This window comes from Clostridium sp., from assembly GCF_032552055.1.
Taxonomy (GTDB): Bacteria; Bacillota; Clostridia; order Clostridiales; family Clostridiaceae; genus Clostridium.
Genome location: NZ_JAWGSV010000388.1, coordinates 1 through 1,811, shown reverse-complemented (window position 1 = coordinate 1,811; position 1,811 = coordinate 1). Strand labels below are relative to the sequence as shown.

Sequence of the window (1,811 nt, the reverse complement as noted above, 5' to 3'; positions counted from 1 at the left end):
AAATATAAGTGATATAAGCATAGCAGTACAAGCGAACATAGATGTAACAAATGTTATAGCTAATACTGCGGTTACAATAAACAATAAATTAGAAAAGATAAACATAAGAAGTTTAATGGATGTTTAATAGATGGAAGAATATAAAAGAATAGCTCCTACAACATTAACAAGTGAAGAAAAGACACTATATAAAAATTCCAATTGAGCTATAATAAAGACAATCCGTATGAATAATATAAGAGATAATGAAATAGAAACATCACTATCATTTGATGGTGTTATTTTTTTGTTAAAAATAGCATCTAAAGAAATTTTAATAATGAATAAGGTTATTTTAATGAATATTTTAAAAGGTAAAGAAAATGAAGTAAATATCAACATTTCTGGAATATAACTATTGGAGGATTTAAAGTGGAAAATATTATAAATTATATTGATAATACATAAAAATGGTAGATTTTATCCAGTATATAAACAAGATAGAATATATGGTATAATATACCAAAAAGGGGTTATACATATGAAAAAGAAATTTAAAATAGTTCTATCAACGATATTAAATTTAAATATATGGCTTTGGGTATATACTTATTTTAATAATAAAAATATTGAGAAATATGCTAGTACTAATGTAAAAAGTAATGAAATTAAAGGAAGCACTATAGTTGCATTTGGAGATAGTATTACAGAAGGGGTTTATATTAATAATGATGTGAAATGGACTAGTTTATTATCAAAAGACTTAAATGCAAATGTTATTAATAGTGGTATTGCAGGAGATAGTACTAAAAATGGTTTGAAAAGAATCAAAAAAGATGTAATTGAAAAGAAACCAGATTATGTTCTTATTAATTTTGGTATGAATGACCACTATTTTAAAAAGCAAAATAAAGAAATGGTATCAATAGAACAATATAAAAAGAATATAAAGAAAATGATAGCTGAAATAAAAAGAGCGGAAGCTATGCCAATTATTGTTTTACCCCATATGGTAATTGAAGGGGAAAAGGGCAATGGAAATATGGATGATAAATCAAGCTATTATTATAGTAGGCACCCTTCAAAGTGGTATGATGAAGTGGGTGGTGCTAATAAGCAATTAAAACTATATAACGATAAAGCAAAAAAAGTTGCACAAGAGTACAATGTTAAAGTAATAGACATATATAACGAGAGTGAAGAAGTTGACTTATATAAAATATTAAGAACTGAAGAAAATTCAGGTGATGATGATGGAGTTCATCTTTCAAAGGAAGGAATGAAGTTTTATTCAGAAGTCATAGGTAGGGAGATAAAACAACTTTATAGCGTTTCGCAATAGATAATTATTGCGCATTAACTAAATAAAAAATACCAGGTAGAAAAGCAGTATGTAATAGATCTATTTGGTATTTTTGTTAACTCAAATAAAGATGATAAATTAAAGAAAAGTATTTTGTAGTAGCAACTGAAATACTTCTTTATGTTAATAGTGTTGGAGTTAGAATACAAGGATTAGTTAATATAAGAAATAAAGATGTTGCTTTATTTAATACACCTATAGGATCAGAAAAGAAGAAAATGAAAGTACTACAGATACTTATATTGTTAAATCAGGGGGTAATCTAAGAGGTATTGCTTACAAGTGGATATTATTCAAACTTTAAGCTCTCTTTAATTAGAGTGCTTTTTACATTATTATAAGAAATATTATAATTAATAATAAACACATAATAGATAGTTTTACGCATAGCTCTACTTCTATATAAGATTTTATTATAATAATCACATCATTAAATTACTGTCAACTTTTTAAATTTTCTAATAAAATT

2 protein-coding genes are annotated in these 1,811 nt (G+C 25.2%); both read left to right on the top strand.

The genetic code is table 11. The features are described 5' to 3' along the window. Positions 1–226: 226 nt before the first annotated feature. Positions 227–394 carry a hypothetical protein gene (locus E6248_RS15800; protein WP_316341722.1) on the top strand — a complete coding sequence of 56 codons (168 nt, stop codon included), beginning with the start codon at positions 227–229 and terminating at the stop codon, positions 392–394. A gap of 126 nt (positions 395–520) precedes the next feature. Then, positions 521–1,321: a GDSL-type esterase/lipase family protein gene (locus tag E6248_RS15795; protein ID WP_316341721.1), complete on the top strand. Its 801-nt coding sequence runs from the start codon at positions 521–523 to the stop codon at positions 1,319–1,321. Positions 1,322–1,811: the final 490 nt, after the last annotated feature.